The sequence below is a fragment of the Paracoccus ferrooxidans genome (assembly GCF_029909815.1).
GTDB lineage: Bacteria > Pseudomonadota > Alphaproteobacteria > Rhodobacterales > Rhodobacteraceae > Paracoccus > Paracoccus versutus.
This window is the reverse complement of the sequence record NZ_CP038202.1, coordinates 1222614-1240094: the sequence shown is the minus strand read 5'-3', so window position 1 is coordinate 1240094 and position 17481 is coordinate 1222614. Positions and strand designations below refer to the sequence as shown.

Sequence of the window (17481 nt, the reverse complement as noted above, 5' to 3'; positions counted from 1 at the left end):
CCTAGCCCCCTGCGGCGGGGGCGGATGATCTGGCGCCGGCCGCGCGCGTGCCGGCGCCGCCGCCGTTCAGCCGGCGCAGCGACAGGTCCAGCCGCGCCTCGGCCTCGCGGATCTCGCGGCTGGCCTGGCGCAGATAGCCGATATGCTCGCCCGCTGCCTGCCGGGCGGCCTCGGCATCGCGGGCAAGGATCGCCTCGGCGATGGCGCGGTGCTGCTGGCGCAGCAATTCGCGGATGGCCGGCACCGCGAACAGCCGGCTGCGGTTCTGGATCACGTCCGAACGCAGCACGCCCGCCAGCGCCTGCATGATCTGCAAGAGCGTCAGGTTATGGCTCGCCTCATAGATCAGCAGATGCAACTCGGCATCCGCCTCGGCCTCCTCGCCGGTATCGGCGCGGGCATGGGCGCGGTCGATGCGGCCAAGGCAGTCGCGGATGCGCGCCAGCTCGATCTCGGTGGCGCGCTGCGCGGCCAGCCCGGCGGCCGCGCTTTCGACGATGCCGCGGAACTCCAGGTAATCGTCCGCCGCCTCGGCATGGCGGGCCAGCATGGCGATCAGCGGATCGGTGATCGCCGCGCTGCCCAGGGCCGCCACCCGGCTGCCGCGCCCGCCGGCGCTGGTCAGCAGCCCGCGTTCCTCCAGGATCTTCAGCCCGTTGCGCAGGGTCGAGCGCGAGACGTTCAGCCGCTCGGCCAGCTCGCGCTCGGGCAAGAGCCGCTCGTCGGGGCGCAGCGAGCCCTCAAGGATCAGCGATTCGAGATGCTGGGCCACGGCCTCGGCGGCGCGTTCGGATTTTACGGAAGCGTTGGTCATGGGCGCTCGTGCGATTTTGTCGGATCGCTGCCATGTAAGCACAAATCCGGCGCATTGGTCCAGAAAAATACCGATTGACGAATGTGGTCTGAAAATTATACCAAGAATGCAGGGGCAGAGGACGGCCCCGCCACCAAGGGAGGAGAGCTTGTCCGGTATCGCCATGCCCAGCCCCGATGCGGCCATCCTTGCGCGCGCGCCGCAGATCGTCGCCGCCCTGCGCGACGTCCTGCCCGCGGATGCCGTGATCTCGGACCCCGAGGAGACGCGGGCCTATGAATGCGACGCGCTGACCGCCTATCGCTGCCCGCCGCTGGCCGTGGTGCTGCCGCGCACGACCGAGGAAGTCGCGGCCGCCATGCGCATCTGCCACGAGATGCGGGTGCCGGTGGTGCCGCGCGGTGCGGGAACCTCGCTGGCCGGGGGCGCGCTGCCCACGGCCGATTCGGTCATCATCGCCACCCTGCGCCTGCGCGAGGTGCTGGAGATCGACACCGCGAACCGCATCATTCGCGTGCAGACCGGCGTGACCAACCTGTCGGTCAGCGCCGAGTTGGAGCCGCATGGCTTCTTCTATGCGCCCGACCCGTCCTCGCAGCTGGCCTGCACCATCGCCGGCAATATCGCGATGAACTCGGGCGGGGCGCATTGCCTGAAATACGGCGTCACCACCAATAACCTGATGGGCGCCACCGTGGTGCTGACCACCGGCGAGGTGGTCGAGCTGGGCGGGCCCGAGATGGGGCCGATGGGCCTGGACCTGATGGGGCTGATCTGCGGCTCGGAAGGGCAGCTGGGCATCGTGACCGAGGCCACCTTGCGCATCCTGCCGCGCCCCGAGGGTGCGCGCCCGGTGCTGATCGGATTCGACGGCGCCGAGGTGGCCGGCGAATGCGTGGCGCGCATCATCCGCTCGGGCGTGCTGCCGGTCGCCATCGAATACATGGACGACGTCTGCCTGCGCGCGGTCGAGGCCTTTGCCCATGCCGGCTATCCCGATTGCGCCGCGGTGCTGATCGTCGAGGTCGAGGGCTCGCCGGCCGAGATCGACCACCAGATCGCCCGCATCCGCGAGATCGCGGGTGCCCTGAACCCGGTCGAGTTCCGCGAAAGCCGCAATGCCGACGAAGCCATGGCGATCTGGAAGGGCCGCAAGTCGGCCTTTGGCGCCATGGGCCGGCTGGGCGACTATATCTGCCTGGACGGCACCGTGCCGGTGGGCCAGCTGCCCTATACGCTGAAGATGATCGGCGAGCTTTCGCGCCAGCACGGGCTGGAGGTCGCGAATGTCTTCCATGCCGGCGACGGCAACATGCACCCGCTGATCCTGTTCAACGCCAACAAGCCCGGCGACCTGGAGCGGGCCGAGGCTTTCGGCAACGACATCCTGCGGCTTTGCGTCGATGTCGGCGGCTGCCTGACCGGCGAGCATGGCGTGGGCATCGAAAAGCGCGACCTGATGGGCAAGCAATATGACGGCCCCGACCTGGAGATCCAGATGGCGGTCAAGGACGCTTTCGACCCGCGCTGGCTGCTCAACCCGGCCAAGGTCTTTCCGCTGGACGCAAGCCAGCCCTGGCGCGAGGAGGCAGCCGCCCGATGACCCCCGACAACCCCAGCGGCGCGGGGCTGAGCCCCGCCAGCGAGGCCGAGCTTGCCGCCCTGATCGCCGAGCGTTTCGCCGCCCGTCTGCCCCTGCGCATCGCTGGCGGCGGCACGCGGGTCGAGACCGGCGCCGTGCCGGGCGAGCTGCTGTCCACTGCCGCGATCGGCGGCGTCGTGACCTATGAGCCGGGCGAGATGACGCTGATCGCCCGCGCCGGCACGCCCCTGGACCAGATCCGGGCCATGCTGGCCGCCGAGGGCCAGGCGCTGGCCTTCGAGCCCGCCGACATGCGCGGCGTGCTGGGCCGTAACGGCACGCCGACCATCGGCGGCGTGGTCGCGGCCAATGCCAGCGGCCCGCGCCGGCTGCTGGCCGGGGCCTGCCGCGACCATCTGCTGGGGGTGCGCTTCGTCGACGGCCAGGGCCGGGTGCTGAAGAACGGCGGCCGGGTGATGAAGAACGTGACCGGCCTCGACCTGGGCAAGCTCTTTTGCGGCGCGCATGGCACGCTGGGCGTGCTGACCGAGGTGGCGCTGAAGACCCTGCCGCACCTGCCCGACCGCTGCACGCTGGGCTTTCACGGCGTCACGGTCGAAGAGGCGGTGGCGATCTTCTCGGCCGCGCTGGCGACGCCTTTCGAGGTCTCGGGCGCCGCCTTCCGCGACGGCTCGGCCTGGCTGCGGGTCGAGGGGCTGGGGCCGCAGATGACCTATCGCCGCGACCGGCTGCTGGCGCTGCTGGCACCGCGCGAGGCCGAGGTGCTGGACGATGCCGCCACCCTGGCCCTGTGGCCCGAGCTGCGCGACCTGGCGCATTTCGCCGGCGCGGACGCGCCACTCTGGCGGGTGCTGGTCAAGCCCAGCGACGCCCCGGCCGCGGCGCGGGCCTTGCAGGCGCTGGGGGGCGAGGCGTCGCTCGACTGGGGCGGCGGGCTCGTCTGGTATTGCGGGCCGGGGACGGCCCAGGCGGTGCGGCAGGTCGCCCCCCATGCCACGCTGGTCCGGCGCGGCGGGCTGGACGGCCCGGCCTTTCCGCCCGAGGCCCCGGCCGTCGCCCGGCTCTCGGCCGGGTTGCGCCACAGGTTCGACCCCGCCGGCATCCTCAATCCCGGCCTGATGGACAGCTGACATGCAGACCAATTTCACGCCTCGGCAATTGGCCGACCCCGGCACGGCCCGCGCCAACGAGATCCTGCGCAGCTGCGTCCATTGCGGCTTCTGCACCGCGACCTGCCCGACCTACAAGGTGCTGGGCGACGAGCTGGACAGCCCGCGCGGCCGCATCTACCTGATCAAGGACATGCTGGAGAACGGCAAGATCCCCGATGCCAAGACCGTCGGCCACATCGACCGCTGCCTCAGCTGCCTTTCCTGCATGACCACCTGCCCCTCGGGCGTGCATTACATGCACCTGGTCGATCACGCCCGCGAATATATCGAAAAGACCTATCGCCGCCCCCTGGGCGAGCGGGCGCTGCGCTGGCTCTTGGCGCGCATCCTGCCCTATCCGGGGCGCTTCCGACTGGCGCTGATGGGCGCGAAGATCGCGCGGCCCTTTCGCCGGCTGCTGCCGGATGCGCGGCTGCGGGCGATGCTGGACATGGCGCCGCGCGACATCCCGCCGCCCAGCCTGAACGACCGCCCGCAGGTCTTTGCCGCCGAGGGGCCGCGCCGCAAGCGGGTGGCGCTGCTGGTCGGCTGCGCGCAAAGGGCGCTGAACACCGACATCAACGACGCGACCATCCGGCTTCTGCGCCGGCATGGCTGCGAGGTGGTGATCCCGCGCGGCCTGGGCTGCTGCGGCGCACTGACCCATCACATGGGCAAGACCGACGAAAGCCACGCCATGGCCGCCGCCAATATCCGTGCGCTGATGGCCGAGATCGCGGGCGAGGGGCTGGACGCGGTGGTCATCAACACCTCGGGCTGCGGCACCACGGTCAAGGACTACGGGCACATGTTCGCGCATGATCCGCTGGCCGCGGATGCCGCGCGGGTGGCCGGCCTGGCCAAGGACATCACCGAGGTCATGGCCGAGCTGGGCTTGCGCGAGCCCGGCCATGCCGAGCCGCTGCGCGTCGGCTATCACGCCGCCTGTTCGTTGCAGCACGGCCAGCAGATCCGCAGCGCGCCCAAGGAATTGCTGGCCGCTGCCGGCTTTACCGTGCTGGAGCCCAGGGACGCGCATATCTGCTGCGGCTCGGCCGGCACCTACAACCTGATGCAGCCGGCGATCTCGGCCGAGCTGAAGCGCCGCAAGGTCGAGACGCTGGAGGCGCTGACCCCGCAGGTGATCAGCGCCGGCAATATCGGCTGCATGATGCAGATCGGCTCGGGCACCGGGGTGCCGGTCGTCCATACGGCCGAATTGCTCGACTGGGCCACCGGCGGGCCAAGGCCGCGGGCGCTGGCGGACAGGGCCTAGCGCCGCCGCTAGGAAAAGCCCGACCCCGACATGCGAACGGCGGCCGCAACCCGGCCGCCGTTCTTTTGTCTCATCCGCGAAGGGGCGGGGCGTCAGCTCATCTCGCGCAGCACGTATTGCACGATGCGCTCGGCCGCGTCCTCGGGCGTCAGCTCGACCGTGTTCACGGTCAGCTCGGCGTTCTGCGGCTGCTCATAGGGGCTGTCGATGCCGGTGAAGTTCTTCAGCTGGCCCGACCGCGCCTTTTTGTACAGGCCCTTGACGTCGCGCGCCTCGGCCACCTCCAGGGGCGTGTCGACGAAGACCTCGACGAACTCGCCCGGCGCCATCAGGTCGCGCACCATCTGCCGTTCCGAGCGGAAGGGCGAGATGAAGGCGGTCAGCACGATCAGCCCGGCATCGGTCATCAGCCGCGCCACCTCGCCCACGCGGCGGATGTTTTCCACCCGGTCGGCATCGGTAAAGCCCAGGTCGCGGTTCAGCCCGTGGCGGATGTTGTCGCCGTCCAGCAGGAAGGTGTGCTTGCCCAGGGCATGCAGCTTCTTCTCGACGATATTGGCGATGGTGGACTTGCCCGAGCCCGACAGGCCGGTGAACCAGACCACGGCGGGCTTCTGGTTCTTCAGCGCCGCATGGGCATCGCGGTTCACGTCCAGCGCCTGCCAGTGGATGTTCTGCGACCGGCGCAGCGCGAAATGGATCATGCCCGCCGCCACCGTGGCATTGGTCATGCGGTCGATCAGGATGAAGCCGCCCAGGTCGGGGTTCTGGGCGTAGGCCTCGAACGGGATCGGCCGGTCGGTCGAGATATTGACCACCCCGATGGCATTCAGCCCCAGCGTCTTGCTGGCCAGATGCTCCAGCGTGTTGACGTTGACCTCATACTTGGGCTCGGTCACGGTCGCGGTGACGGTCTGGGTGCCGATCTTCAGCAGGTAGGGGCGGCCCGGCAGCATCTCCTGCTCGGCCATCCAGACCACCGTCGCCTCGAACTGGTCGGCGACCTCGCAGGGCTGGTCGGATTGCACGATCATATCGCCGCGCGAGCAGTCGATCTCGTCGGCGAAGGTCAGCGTCACCGACTGGCCGGCGACGGCCAGGTCCAGGTCGCCGTCATAGGTGACGATCGACTTGACCGTGGTGGTCTTGCCCGAGGGCAGCACCCGGATGGCGTCGCCCGGCCGCACCATGCCCGCGCCGATCTGGCCGGCAAAGCCGCGGAAGTCCAGGTTCGGCCGGTTCACCCATTGCACCGCCATGCGGAAGGGCTGGTCCAGCATGCGGGTGTCGCTGACCGGCGCCTCTTCCAGGTGGCCCAGCAGCGTCGGGCCCTGGTACCAATGCATGTTCGGGCTTTTCTCGACGATATTGTCGCCCTTGAGCCCCGAGATCGGGATCGGCAGGAAGCTGTCCATGCCGATCTGCTTGGCGAAATGCGAATAATCCGCGACGATGTCGTAGAACCGCTCGGCCGAGTAATCGACCAGGTCCATCTTGTTCACCGCCAGCACCACGTTCTGGATGCCCAGCAGGTTCACCAGGTAGCTGTGCCGCCGGGTCTGGGTCAGCACGCCCTGGCGCGCGTCGATCAGGATCACGGCAAGGTCGGCGGTCGAGGCGCCGGTGACCATGTTGCGGGTATATTGCTCGTGGCCGGGCGTGTCGGCGACGATGAACTTGCGCTTGTCGGTGGCAAAGAAGCGATAGGCCACGTCGATGGTGATGCCCTGTTCGCGTTCCGCCGCCAGGCCGTCGACCAGCAGGGCGAAGTCGATCTCGCCGCCCTGGGTGCCCACGACCTTGGAATCGCTTTCCAGGCTCGCCAGTTGGTCCTCGAAGATCATCTTGCTGTCATAGAGCAGCCGGCCGATCAGCGTGGACTTGCCGTCGTCGACCGAGCCGCAGGTGATGAAGCGCAGCATGGTCTTGTGCTGGTGCTTCAGCAGATAGGCGTCGATATCCTGGGAGATCAGCGTGTCCGTGACATAGACGGGGCTTTTCATCTCGTGGTTCATCTCAGAAATACCCCTCTTGCTTCTTCTTCTCCATCGAGGCCGACTGGTCGTGGTCGATGGCGCGGCCCTGCCGCTCGGACGTGGTGGTCAGCAGCATTTCCTGGATGACCTCGGGCAGGGTCTTGGCGTTCGATTCCACCGCGCCGGTCAGCGGATAGCAGCCCAGCGTGCGGAAGCGCACGGATTTCATCATCGGCTGCTCGCCCTCGCGCAGGCGGAAGCGGTCGTCGTCGACCATGATGAGCAGGCCGTCGCGTTCCACCACCGGCCGCAGGTCCGAGAAATACAGCGGCACGATGTCGATGTTTTCCAGGTGGATATACTGCCAGATGTCCAGCTCGGTCCAGTTCGACAGCGGGAAGACCCGGATCGATTCGCCCTTGCCCTTGCGGGTGTTGTAGAGCTTCCACAGCTCGGGGCGCTGGTTCTTGGGATCCCAGCGGTGGTTGGCCGAGCGGAACGAGAACACCCGTTCCTTGGCGCGCGACTTTTCCTCGTCGCGGCGCGCGCCGCCGAAGGCCACGTCGAAATTGAACTTGGTCAGCGCCTGCTTCAGCCCGTCGGTCTTCCACATGTCCGTATGCAGGCTGCCGTGGTCGAAGGGGTTGATGCCCTTTTCCATCGCCTCGGGATTGTGGTGGACGATCAGCTCCATGCCCGCCTGCGCCGCGGCGCGGTCGCGCAGCTCGTACATGGCGCGGAATTTCCAGGTGGTGTCGACATGCAGCAGCGGGAAGGGCGGCGGGGCCGGGTAGAACGCCTTCTTCGCCAGATGCAGCATGCAGGCCGAATCCTTGCCGACCGAATAGAGCATCACCGGGTTGTCGGCCGCCGCCACGACCTCGCGCATGATCTGGATGCTTTCGGCTTCAAGCCTTTGAAGATGGGTCAGCGTGGCCACCTGACCCCCGGTATGTATGACGGATTGGCTGTTCATCTGGATGGCCCTTGTTCTTAGGATGCGCCGTCCTTGCCAGATTTTCCCGCCGAGACCAAGCCCGGCGCGGCGGAAACGGCGTCCCTTTGCCGCATGGACGGCGAAATTGCTGCATTGCGGCAACGGCGGGCAGTCGCGGATGGCTGCGCGGCGGCGTGGAAATGCCTTTCTACCTGCGGTTGCCGCGCTCTCGGCGCTTCCGAATGTTCGTTTTAGTTCGATTTTGGCCTTGACGGCGGCTCGCCGTTCTTGCGGCGCAAGAAAAACCGCGCATCCTGTCCTGGGTTTCTTGCTGCATCTGCACTGTTTTCCTGCGGATCATGCTGCAATGCCGCGCATGTTCATTCGTTTTTTCCAAAAGCGATCATAAACGAAAATTTTCGCTTGACCGGGGTCACGAAGCCGTTACACCTTTCGGCTATCGACGGACGCGCAGCGACGGGGAGGGATCGGCGTGTCGGCACCAGTGCGGCCCCAGGCCGACCTTTTCATCATCGGCGGAGGAATCAACGGCTGCGGCATCGCGCGGGATGCGGCGGGGCGCGGGCTTGCGGTCACGCTGGCCGAGATGGGCGACCTGGCGCAGGCGACCTCATCGGCCTCGACCAAGCTGTTCCATGGCGGGCTGCGCTACCTGGAGTTCTTCGAGTTCCGGCTGGTGCGCGAGGCGCTGGAGGAACGCGAGACGCTGCTGGCCGCGATGCCGCATATCTCCTGGCCGATGCGTTTCGTGTTGCCCTGGTCGCCCGACATGCGCTTCGAGGCCGACACGCCGACCTCGCGCATCCTGTCGCTGGCGATGCCCTGGCTGCGCGGCCGCCGCCCGGCCTGGCTGATCCGGCTGGGGCTGTTCCTTTACGACAATCTGGGCGGCCGCAGGATCCTGCCGGGGACCAGGCGGCTGGACCTGTCCCGCGACCCGCTGGGCCGGCCGCTGAAGCCGGGCTTCCGGCGGGGCTGGGAATATTCCGACTGCTGGGTACAGGATTCGCGGCTGGTGGTGCTGAACGCCCGCGACGCGCAGGCCCGCGGCGCCACCATCCTGACCCGCACCCGCGTCACCCATGCCGAGCGCGCGGACGGGCTGTGGCGCATCACCACCGAGGGGGCGGGGGGCACGCGCATCCACTACGCCCGCGCGCTGGTCAATGCCGGCGGGCCATGGGTCGAGGACGTGATCCGCAACGTCGCGCATATCCCCTCGGTCGAAGGGGTGCGGCTGGTGCGCGGCAGCCACATCGTCGTGCCGCGGCTTTACGACCACGACCGCTGCTATTTCTTCCAGGGCACGGACGGGCGGATCATCTTCGCGATCCCCTTCGAAGAGGATTTCACCCTGATCGGCACCACCGACATGGACCATCGCGGTCCCCCCGGCGAGGCGCGCTGCACCGAGGAAGAGCGCGATTACCTTTGCGCCTTCGCCAGCCGCTATTTCGCCCGGCCGGTGACGCCCGATCAGGTGGTCTGGACCTATTCCGGGGTGCGGCCGCTTTACGACGACGGCGCGAAATCGGCCACGGCGGCGACGCGGGACTATGTCCTCAGCCTGCAGGACGGCGAGGCGGGCGGGGCGCCGCTGCTCAACGTCTTCGGCGGCAAGATCACCACCTACCGCCGGCTGGCCGAGGGCGCGCTGGCCAGGCTTGCGCCCTACTTTCCGCAGGCGGGCGGGGACTGGACCGCGCGGGTGCCGCTGCCGGGTGGCGACTTCCCGGTGGACTGGGTCGAGGATCTGCTGGCCCAGTTGCAGGCGCGCCACCCGTTCCTGTCGCCGCGCCTGTCGCGCCGGCTGGTGCGCACCTATGGCACCGAGGCGTTCCTGCTGCTCGACGGCGCCGGCAGCATGGCGGCGCTGGGGCGCGATTTCGGCGCCGGGCTGACCGAGGCCGAGGTAATCTGGCTGATCCGCCATGAATTCGCCGCCACCGCCGAGGACATCCTGTGGCGCCGCACCAAGCTGGGCCTGCACATGACCGAGGCGCAGCGCCGCGAGCTGGCGGCCTTCGTGGACAGGCACCATGCCGCCCATTCGGCTGCGGAATAGGGGAGGGTAAGGCTTTGCTGGAACTGCAGGGCGTATCGCGGTCGGTCGGGGGCAGGGTGCATGTCCACCCCACCAGCCTGACCCTGCAAAGGGGCAGCATGAACGTGCTGCTGGGCCCGACGCTTTCCGGCAAGACCAGCCTGATGCGGCTGATGGCGGGGCTGGACCAGCCGACGACCGGCCGCATCCTCTGGGACGGGCGGGACGTGACCGGCCAGCGGGTGCAGGACCGCGGCATTGCCATGGTCTACCAGCAGTTCATCAACTATCCCGGCCTCTCGGTCTATGAAAACATCGCCTCGCCCCTGCGCATCCTGCGCCGGCCGCGGGACGAGATCGACCGCAAGGTGCGCGAGACTGCCGAGATGCTGCACCTGACGCCGATGCTGGCGCGCAAGCCGCTGGAGCTTTCGGGCGGCCAGCAGCAACGCTGCGCCCTGGCCCGCGCGCTGGTCAAGGGCGCCGGGCTGGTGCTGCTGGACGAGCCCTTGGCGAACCTCGACTACAAGCTGCGCGAAGAGCTGCGGGTCGAGATCCCGCGCATCTTCGAGGCGTCGGGCGCGATCTTCGTCTATGCCACCACCGAGCCCGAGGAGGCGCTGCTGCTGGGCGGCCATACCGCGACGCTGTGGCAGGGCCGGGTGACGCAATTCGGCCCGACGCCGACGGTCTATCGCCAGCCGGTGGATGCGACCACGGCGCGGGTGTTCAGCGACCCGCCGATGAATTTCGTCGCCGCCCGCAAGCAGGGCGATGCCGTCACCTTCGGCGACAGCGTGCTGGCCGCAGGTAGTTTCGCCGACCTGCCGGATGGCGCCTATCTGGCCGGGTTCCGCGCCAACCACCTGTCGCTGGCCCGGCACGGCCCGGCGGCGGTGGCGTTCGCCTGCACGCTGGCCGGGACCGAGATCACCGGCTCGGAAACCTTCGTCCATGTCGAGCATGGCGCCGACCGCTGGGTCGGGCTGGTCGAGGGCGTGCATCTGCTGACCCCCGGCCAGCCGCTTTCGGTCTGGCTGGACCCGGCGCATGTCTACCTGTTCGACGCGTCCGGGCGGCTTGCCGCCCCGGCCGCCTATGCGAAGGCGGCCTGACATGGCGCGGATCACCCTGCAGAACCTGGCCCACAGCTACCTGCCCCATCCGCGGTCCGATGCGGATTTCGCCCTGAAACGGATGGACCATGTCTGGCAGGACGGCGGCGCCTATGCGCTGCTGGGCGCCTCGGGCTGCGGCAAGACCACGCTTCTGAACATCATCTCGGGGCTTCTGACCCCCAGCCAGGGCCGGGTGCTGTTCGGCGACCGCGACGTGACCGCGGCCCCCACGGCCGAGCGCAACATCGCCCAGGTGTTCCAGTTCCCGGTGGTCTACGACACCATGACCGTGCGCGACAACCTGGCCTTCCCGCTGAGGAACCGCGGCAAGGACGCCGCCTATGTCAAGGCGCGGGTGGAACGGATCGCGCGCATGATCGGCATGGAGGCATGGCTGAACCGCAAGGCGCAGGGGCTGACCGCCGATGCCAAGCAGAAGATCAGCCTTGGCCGCGGCATGGTGCGCGAGGACGTGAACGCGATCCTCTTCGACGAGCCGCTGACCGTCATCGACCCGCAGATGAAATGGGAGCTGCGCACCCAGCTCAAGGAACTGCACCGCCAGTTCGGCCATACCATGATCTACGTCACCCACGACCAGACCGAGGCGCTGACCTTTGCCCAGCAGGTCGTGGTCATGCACGAGGGCCGCGTGGTGCAGATGGGCACGCCCGAGGAGCTGTTCGAAAAGCCCGCCCACAGCTTCGTGGGCTATTTCATCGGCTCGCCCGGCATGAACTTCCTCGATGCCGAGGAGCTGCGGGGCGACCAAGCCCTGCTGCCCGGCGGCGAGGTGGTGGCGCTGGGGGCGCATTATCCCCCGGTCGCCGGCCGGGTGCAGATCGGCATCCGCCCCGAACATGCCAGGCTGGTCGCCAGCGGCGGGCTGCCGCTGACCATCCGCCGGATCGAGGATCTGGGCCGCCACCGGCTGGTGCGCGGCGAGGTCGCTGGCCGGCCGCTGAACGTGGTCATGCCCGAGGGGATGGCGGTCGGCGGCCTGCCGCAGGTCGCCTTCGCGCCGGGCAAGATCAACGTCTATGCCGACGACTGGCGCGTGGCGCCGTTGGAACAGGGGGGCGGCTGATGGAAAAGACCCAGAACAACAAGGCCTGGTTCCTGGTCCTGCCGGTGCTGGTCGTCGTCGCCTTCTCGGCGGTGATCCCGCTGATGACGGTGGTGAACTATTCGGTGAACGACACGTTCGGCAACAACGCCTTCTTCTGGGCGGGCCTCGAATGGTTCGACGAGATGGTGCATTCGCGCCGCCTGCACGGGGCGCTGGGGCGGCAGGCGCTGTTTTCCGCCATCATCCTGGCGATCGAGGTGCCGCTGGGCATCTTCGTGGCGCTGAACATGCCGAAAAAGGGCTTCTGGTCCAGCCTGGTGCTGGTGCTGATGGCGCTGCCGCTGCTGATCCCCTTCAACGTCGTCGGCACCATCTGGCAGATCTTCGGCCGCACCGACATCGGGCTTCTGGGCCGCGGGCTCAAGGCGCTGGGGCTGGACTACAACTATACCAACGACCCGCTGGACGCCTGGATCACCGTGATCGTGATGGATGTCTGGCACTGGACCAGCCTGGTCGCGCTGCTTTGCTATGCCGGGCTGCAATCCATCCCGCAGGCCTATTACCAGGCCGCCAAGATCGACCAGGCCAGCCGCTGGGCGGTGTTCCGCCATATCGAGCTGCCCAAGATGAAGGGCGTGCTGCTGATCGCCGTGCTTCTGCGCTTCATGGACAGCTTCATGATCTATACCGAGCCCTTCGTCGTCACCGGCGGCGGTCCCGGCAACTCGACCACCTTCCTGTCCATAGACCTGGTGAAGATGGCGGTCGGGCAGTTCGACCTCGGCCCCGCCGCCGCCTTCTCGATCATGTATTTCCTGGTGATCCTGCTGGTCAGCTGGGTGTTCTACACCGTCATGACCAATATCGACCGCAGCCAGGCCGACATCCCGGAGGGCATGTGATGCGCCTGAAGCCCTCGGCCCTGGTGATGCTGATCTACCTGCTGTTCCTGCTGGTGCCGATCTACTGGCTGGTGAACATGAGCCTCAAGACCAATGCCGAGATCACCGGCACCTTCAGCCTTTACCCGCACAACCTGACCCTGCGGAACTATCGGGTGATCCTGACCGATCCCAGCTGGTACATGGGCTATGTGAACTCGATCATCTACGTGGTGATGAACACGGTGATTTCCGTCGCCGTGGCGCTGCCGGCCGCCTATGCCTTCAGCCGCTACAGCTTCATGGGCGACAAGCACCTGTTCTTCTGGCTGCTGACCAACCGCATGTCGCCGCCGGCGGTCTTTGCGCTGCCCTTCTTCCAGCTCTACTCCTCGGTCGGGCTTTTCGACACGCATATCGCCGTGGCGCTGGCGCATTGCCTGTTCAACGTGCCGCTGGCGGTCTGGATCCTGGAAGGCTTCATGCGCGGCGTCCCCAAGGAGATCGACGAGACCGCCTATATCGACGGCTACAGTTTCCCGCGCTTCTTCGTCAGGATCTTCATGCCGCTGATCGCCAGCGGCATCGGGGTCGCCGCCTTCTTCTGCTTCATGTTCAGCTGGGTCGAGCTGCTCTTGTCCCGCACGCTGACCTCGGTGAACGCCAAGCCCATCGCGGCGACGATGACGCGCACGGTTTCCGCCAGCGGCATGGACTGGGGCGTGCTGGCGGCGGCGGGGGTGCTGACCATCATCCCCGGCGCCTTGGTGATCTGGTTCGTGCGCAACTACATCGCCAAGGGCTTTGCCCTGGGGAGGGTCTGATGTCCGACGCCGCCATCCCGACGCACAAGCGCATCGCCTGGCCGGCGATCTATGCCCTGGCCGCCCTGCTGATGGGCGCCGTCCTGGCCCTGCTGGTCTGGGCCACGCCGGTCAAGGAAGGGGCCAGGGACTGGACCGCGCCGATGGTTCCCGGCGGCTGGATGGCCTGGACCTTTCCGGTGGCGCTGTTCTTCTGGGTGATCGCGGGCCTGCTGGTGCTGTTCACCATCCTGGCCATCCGCTTCCCGGAAACCCCGCGCCGCGGCATCCTGCGCATCGAGACGACGCGCGGCGACCGGCTGTTCATCTCGCTTCTCGGCTCGGCCTTCATCTGCCTGGGCTGGCTGTTCTTCGTAGGCCCCCCGCTGTGGTGGGGGCTCGCGCTCTGCCTCGTCCATGCCGCGGCGGTGTTTCGCTGGGTCTGACGGGGATCGGGAAACGGTGTCTCATCAGGGAGGAAAACATGAGACCGATGCAAAGGACCACGGCCATGGCGCTTGCGCTTGTGGTCATGGGCGCGCCCGCCTGGGCGGACATGGAGGCGGCGAAGAAATTCCTCGACGCCGAGATCGGCGATCTGTCCTCGCTTTCGCGCGAGGACCAGGAAAAGGAGATGCAATGGTTCATCGACGCCGCGCAGCCGCTGGCGGGGATGGAGATCAAGGTGGTCTCGGAAACCATCACCACGCATGAATACGAGGCCAAGGTGCTGGCGCCCGCCTTCACCGCCATCACCGGGATCAAGGTCACGCACGACCTGATCGGCGAGGGCGACGTGGTCGAGAAGCTGCAGACCCAGATGCAGACCGGCGAGAACATCTATGACGCCTATGTCAACGACAGCGACCTGATCGGCACGCATTGGCGCTATCAGCAGGCGCGCAGCCTGACCAAGTGGATGGCCGAGGAGGGCAAGGACTTCACCAGCCCGACGCTGGACCTCGACGATTTCATCGGGCTGAAGTTCACCACCGCCCCGGACGGCGAGCTGTATCAGCTGCCCGACCAGCAATTCGCCAACCTCTACTGGTTCCGCTACGACTGGTTCAACGACCAGAAGACGCAAGAGGATTTCAAGGCGAAATACGGCTACGACCTGGGCGTGCCGGTGAACTGGTCCGCCTATGAGGACATCGCCGAATTCTTCACCGGCCGCGACATGTCCTATGTCGAGGGCGGCCCGGCGAAGGCCTGGGGCAACATGGACTATGGCAAGAAGGATCCCAGCCTGGGCTGGCGCTATACCGATGCCTGGATGTCCATGGCCGGCATGGGTGACAAGGGCGAGCCGAACGGGCTGCCGGTGGACGAATGGGGCATCCGCGTCGACGAGAACAGCCGCCCCGTCGGTTCGTGCGTGGCGCGGGGCGGCGCGACCAACGATGCCGCGGCGGTCTATGCCGTGACCAAGGCCATCGACTGGCTGCAGAAATACACCCCGCCCGAGGCCATGGGCATGACCTTCGGCGAGGCGGGGCCGGTCCCGGCGCGCGGCGACATCGCCCAGCAGATGTTCTGGTATACCGCCTTCACCGCCGATATGGTCAAGCCCGGCACCCCGGTCATGAACGAGGACGGGACGCCGAAATGGCGCATGGCCCCCAGCCCGCACGGCGCCTATTGGTCCGAGGGCACCAAGATCGGCTATCAGGACGTGGGTTCCTGGACGCTGATGAAATCGACGCCGGTGGACCGCGCGCAGGCCGCCTGGCTCTATGCGCAATTCGTGACCTCGAAGACCGTGGACGTGAAGAAATCCCATGTCGGGCTGACCTTCATCCGCGAATCGACCATCCAGGACCAGTCCTTCACCGAACGCGCGCCGCAGCTGGGCGGCCTGGTCGAGTTCTATCGCTCGCCCGCCCGCGTGCAATGGTCGCCGACCGGGACCAACATCCCGGATTATCCCAAGCTCGCGCAGCTCTGGTGGCAGAACATCGGCGACGCGCTTTCCGGCGCCAAGACCCCGCAGGAGGCGCTGGACGCGCTTTGCGCCGAGCAGGAGCGGGTGCTGGAGCGGCTGGAGCGCGCCGGCGTACAGGGCGACCTGGGGCCCAAGATGAACGAGGAAAAGGATCCGCAGGAATGGCTGGCCGCCGAGGGCTCGCCCGTCGGCCCGCTGGAGAACGAAAAGCCGCAGGGCGAGACGATCTCCTATGACGAGCTGATCAAGTCCTGGCAGTGATGCCTTGCGGGGGCGGGGCCCTTGGGCCCCGCCCCCTTTCCGCCGAACCGCCAGCGACCAGGACAGGCCGGAGGCCGCCGATGCCCCATCTTCTTTCGATCGACCAGGGGACGACGTCGTCTCGGGCGATCGTCTTCGACGCGGGTTTGCGGCCGCTCGCCTCGGCGCAGCACGAATTCCCGCAGCACTACCCGGCCTCGGGCTGGGTCGAGCACGACCCCTCGGACCTGTGGGTCAGCGTGGCCGGCGTGGCGCGGGCCGCGGTCGAGAAGGCCGGGATCCCTGCCCGCGACATCGCCGGCATCGGCATCACCAACCAGCGCGAGACCACGCTGCTCTGGGACCGCAGGACCGGCCAGCCGCTGCACCGCGCCATCGTCTGGCAGGACCGCCGCACCGCCGACCTCTGCGCCCGGCTCAGGGCCGAGGGGCACGAGCCGATGGTCGCCGCCCGCACCGGGCTGCTGCTCGACCCGTATTTCTCGGGCTCCAAGCTGCAATGGCTGCTCGACCATGTCGACGGCGCCCGCGCCCGCGCCCGGCGCGGCGAGCTGGCCTTCGGCACCGTCGACAGCTGGCTGATCTGGAACCTGACCGGCGGCCGGGTGCATGCCACCGACGCCACCAACGCCGCGCGCACGCTGCTTTTCAACATCGCCGAGAACCGCTGGGACGAGGATATCTGCGCGCTTTTCGACATCCCGATGCAGCTTCTGCCCGAGGTCAGGGACTGCGCCGCCGATTACGGCGCCACGCGGGCCGACCTGTTCGGGCGCGAGATCCCGATCCTGGGCGTGGCCGGCGACCAGCAGGCGGCGACGGTGGGCCAGGCCTGCTTTTCGCCTGGCATGATGAAATCGACCTATGGCACCGGCTGCTTTGCGCTGCTGAACACCGGCGCGGACCGGGTGGCCTCGAGCAACCGCCTGCTGACGACCATCGCCTACCGGCTGGGGGGCCGGACGACCTATGCGCTGGAGGGCTCGATCTTCATCGCCGGGGCGGTGGTGCAATGGCTGCGCGACGGCCTGGGGCTGATCCGGCACGCGTCCGAGACGCAGGCGCTGGCCGAGGCGGCCGATCCCGGCCAGGACCTGGTGCTGGTGCCGGCCTTCACCGGGCTCGGGGCGCCCTATTGGCGGCCGGAGTGCCGGGGGGCGGTCTTCGGGCTGACGCGGAATTCGGGCCCGGCGGAGCTGGCGCGTGCGGCGCTGGAGAGCGTGGGTTTCCAGACCCGCGACCTTCTGGAGGCGATGCGGGCGGACTGGCCGGATGCGGGCGGGGTGTTGCGGGTGGACGGCGGCATGGCGTCGAGCGGCTGGACGATGCAGTTCCTGGCTGACATCCTGGGGGCGCCGGTGGACCGTCCGGCGGTGACCGAGACGACGGCGCTTGGTGCGGGCTACCTGGCGGGGTTGCAGGCGGGGCTGTGCCCGCCGCCCGAGGAATTCGCCCGCGCCTGGTCGCTGGAGCGCCGCTTCGCCCCCGCCATGCCCGCGCCCGAGCGCGAGGCCCGATACGCAAGGTGGAAAACCGCCGTCAGGGCGACGATGGAGGTGGCCGGCTGATCGGCCCGCGC

15 protein-coding genes are annotated in these 17481 nt (G+C 68.0%); 12 read left to right on the top strand and 3 right to left on the bottom strand.

The window, feature by feature from the left end; genetic code table 11:
* Position 1 precedes the first annotated feature (1 nt).
* Positions 2–814, bottom strand: coding sequence for an FCD domain-containing protein (locus E3U26_RS23040; RefSeq protein ID WP_499106778.1), 813 nt, complete (start codon positions 812–814; stop codon positions 2–4).
* Between the two features lie 148 nt (positions 815–962).
* Between E3U26_RS23040 and E3U26_RS23035 the strand changes: the two genes are divergently transcribed.
* Genes E3U26_RS23035 through glcF form a run of 3 tightly spaced genes read left to right on the top strand, consistent with a single transcriptional unit; the run spans position 963 to position 4844 of the window.
* The gene (locus tag E3U26_RS23035) at positions 963–2417 is read left to right on the top strand and encodes an FAD-linked oxidase C-terminal domain-containing protein (RefSeq protein WP_072462221.1); all 1455 of its coding nucleotides are present in this window, start codon (positions 963–965) and stop codon (positions 2415–2417) included.
* Positions 2414–3547, top strand: a complete 1134-nt coding sequence (locus tag E3U26_RS23030) for a glycolate oxidase subunit GlcE family protein (protein WP_499106776.1) — start codon at positions 2414–2416, stop codon at positions 3545–3547. The genes E3U26_RS23035 and E3U26_RS23030 overlap by 4 nt, the downstream gene beginning before the upstream one ends.
* Position 3548: 1 nt before the next feature.
* Entirely contained in the window at positions 3549–4844 is a 1296-nt protein-coding gene (gene glcF, locus E3U26_RS23025) for a (Fe-S)-binding protein (RefSeq protein WP_499106774.1), read from the top strand.
* A 92-nt stretch (positions 4845–4936) separates the two neighbouring features.
* Here glcF and cysN read toward each other — a convergent pair whose 3' ends face one another.
* Both cysN and cysD read right to left on the bottom strand, forming a co-directional pair.
* Positions 4937–6859, bottom strand: a complete 1923-nt coding sequence (gene cysN / locus E3U26_RS23020; protein ID WP_036753300.1) for a sulfate adenylyltransferase subunit CysN — start codon at positions 6857–6859, stop codon at positions 4937–4939.
* A gap of 1 nt (position 6860) precedes the next feature.
* The gene (gene cysD / locus E3U26_RS23015) at positions 6861–7796 is read right to left on the bottom strand and encodes a sulfate adenylyltransferase subunit CysD (protein WP_214274494.1); all 936 of its coding nucleotides are present in this window, start codon (positions 7794–7796) and stop codon (positions 6861–6863) included.
* Here cysD and E3U26_RS23010 point away from each other — a divergent pair.
* The 9 genes from E3U26_RS23010 to glpK all read left to right on the top strand — a co-directional run bounded on the left by E3U26_RS23010 (position 7777) and on the right by glpK (position 17470).
* Positions 7777–8166: a hypothetical protein gene (locus E3U26_RS23010; protein ID WP_499107538.1), complete on the top strand. Its 390-nt coding sequence runs from the start codon at positions 7777–7779 to the stop codon at positions 8164–8166. The genes cysD and E3U26_RS23010 overlap by 20 nt on opposite strands.
* Positions 8167–8250: 84 nt before the next feature.
* Positions 8251–9843 (top strand): glycerol-3-phosphate dehydrogenase, encoded by a 1593-nt coding sequence (glpD, locus tag E3U26_RS23005; protein WP_499106771.1) that lies wholly within the window; start codon positions 8251–8253, stop codon positions 9841–9843.
* Between the two features lie 14 nt (positions 9844–9857).
* Positions 9858–10937: an ABC transporter ATP-binding protein gene (locus tag E3U26_RS23000; protein WP_499106769.1), complete on the top strand. Its 1080-nt coding sequence runs from the start codon at positions 9858–9860 to the stop codon at positions 10935–10937.
* A gap of 1 nt (position 10938) precedes the next feature.
* The gene (locus E3U26_RS22995) at positions 10939–12027 is read left to right on the top strand and encodes an ABC transporter ATP-binding protein (RefSeq protein ID WP_499106768.1); all 1089 of its coding nucleotides are present in this window, start codon (positions 10939–10941) and stop codon (positions 12025–12027) included.
* Positions 12027–12914, top strand: a complete 888-nt coding sequence (locus E3U26_RS22990) for a carbohydrate ABC transporter permease (protein WP_036753283.1) — start codon at positions 12027–12029, stop codon at positions 12912–12914. Before E3U26_RS22995 ends, E3U26_RS22990 begins: the two co-directional genes overlap by 1 nt.
* Entirely contained in the window at positions 12914–13717 is an 804-nt protein-coding gene (locus E3U26_RS22985) for a carbohydrate ABC transporter permease (protein WP_036753280.1), read from the top strand. The genes E3U26_RS22990 and E3U26_RS22985 overlap by 1 nt, the downstream gene beginning before the upstream one ends.
* Positions 13717–14142, top strand: coding sequence for a DUF2160 domain-containing protein (locus tag E3U26_RS22980; RefSeq protein WP_499106765.1), 426 nt, complete (start codon positions 13717–13719; stop codon positions 14140–14142). The genes E3U26_RS22985 and E3U26_RS22980 overlap by 1 nt, the downstream gene beginning before the upstream one ends.
* Positions 14143–14180: 38 nt before the next feature.
* A complete protein-coding gene (locus E3U26_RS22975; protein WP_036753277.1) occupies positions 14181–15902 on the top strand; it encodes an ABC transporter substrate-binding protein in 1722 nt (573 codons plus the stop codon).
* An 80-nt stretch (positions 15903–15982) separates the two neighbouring features.
* The gene (gene glpK / locus E3U26_RS22970; RefSeq protein WP_499106763.1) at positions 15983–17470 is read left to right on the top strand and encodes an FGGY family carbohydrate kinase; all 1488 of its coding nucleotides are present in this window, start codon (positions 15983–15985) and stop codon (positions 17468–17470) included.
* Positions 17471–17481: the final 11 nt, after the last annotated feature.